Here is a 1464-nt window from a genome sequence, read left to right on the forward strand (position 1 = left end):
AATAGGTAATCCTTCCGATATATTTCGTTCAGGGATTGGAATATACATTTTTCCGTATGCAGGAAGTCCTTTTAATATTTCAAATGTTGAATTCAATTACGATGTTTTTTTAGCTTGCTCACAACGTATTTGTGTATGGTTTGTTGCGTGAAAATCCTCGAGGATTTTCCGCCGAAAACCAAAGATAGTAAAAGTGCGAGGACTTTCCGAAAGGAAAGTCAGAAGCAATGAACTATACACGTTGTTGCCACACGTTTTTATTCGGTTTTTAATTACTCAAAGTTTCATATGTGTATTCAGTTCGGAAACTAAAACTACCAATATTAGTAATTTCTACAATCGGATAGCCTTGACTGTTGTACTCATAAGTTCTTGTTTGAGTTATGTTAGAATTCTCATCTGAAATTTGTGTTATATTGTTATGACCAATTTCGTAAGTTTTTAAAATACCTGAATTAAAGAGTAAATCATTTGGGTTTTTCTTATTGTCATATTCGAAGTGTTTTGTACCAGTAAAACAAGAGTGACTTGCAGTTGCTATATTATCTTGACTGTTATATGTCCAAGTTTTTTCGCATTGAAAGTTTCCATTTTCATAGCTTGTTTCGCTAATCAATTGGTTTGCAGAATTATACTCATATTCGTCTGTAAATGTTATTCCGTCTTCTACATTTGAACGATTAGTTATTAAATCTCCATTATATGTGTAATTAATAGTCTCTCCAGAACTTAAATTAATCGAAGTTATTTTATTTCCACTATAATTATAAGTTCGAGTAGAATTTTCCGAGTCGATTTCAGTTGATTTGAACAATCTGAAATTCTGGTCATATTCGTAAGTTGTGGTTTCGGTAAGATTGTTGTCATTGTCAAATTGCTCGACTTTAACCAGCTTAAATTCTGATGTTGGTTGTTCATTTTCGTTTCCGTTATCATCGTTTGAGCTACAAGATAAAATCAGAGTTAAAAGCGAAAGTAAAATGGTAATTTTTTTCATAAATTTTGTTTGTTTTGAGTTCTCCAAATGTGTGGCAACGTTACGCGTGTATGGACTGATTTTTAACTAATTTAATAAACTATAAAATGACAGACTTAGAAAAAATTGAACAAATTATATGTAATCACTTAGAAAAAGTAGAAGAGGGGTATTTTGACGGGTTTTACGCTAGAGAAGATGTAGCGTTGGGTTTAGCAACTGAAATAGTTAAAAATTTGGCTATACACGATGTTGTGAAATCGTTTTATTGTGCATCTGAACTATACGAAGATAAGAAATGTAAAAACCAATGTGATAGCTGTATTGCTTTAAAAAAACTACACGAACAATAATATGTTTTACAACGTGTTTGTATATGATGCGTTGCGTGGTTTAGCACGTAATTTAGCAAATAAAAACCGAATAGAAAATCCGCGAGGATTTTCGTAAGTATGCTCTCACTAGCAATGGATTATATACGTTGTTAG

2 protein-coding genes are annotated in these 1464 nt (G+C 31.9%); one reads left to right on the forward strand and one right to left on the reverse strand.

Features of this window, described 5'->3' with window-relative positions; translation table 11 throughout:
• Positions 1 to 268 precede the first annotated feature (268 nt).
• Positions 269 to 1024 (reverse strand): hypothetical protein, encoded by a 756-nt coding sequence (locus tag ACNG5D_RS15780; protein ID WP_418184495.1) that lies wholly within the window; start codon positions 1022 to 1024, stop codon positions 269 to 271.
• A 59-nt stretch (positions 1025 to 1083) separates the two neighbouring features.
• Between ACNG5D_RS15780 and ACNG5D_RS15785 the strand changes: the two genes are divergently transcribed.
• Complete coding sequence (locus ACNG5D_RS15785) at positions 1084 to 1329, forward strand: hypothetical protein (protein ID WP_418184496.1); 246 nt, start codon at positions 1084 to 1086, stop codon at positions 1327 to 1329.
• Positions 1330 to 1464 lie beyond the last annotated feature (135 nt).

The organism is Algibacter ulvanivorans, from assembly GCF_048381495.1.
Classification (GTDB): domain Bacteria; phylum Bacteroidota; class Bacteroidia; order Flavobacteriales; family Flavobacteriaceae; genus Algibacter_B; species Algibacter_B ulvanivorans.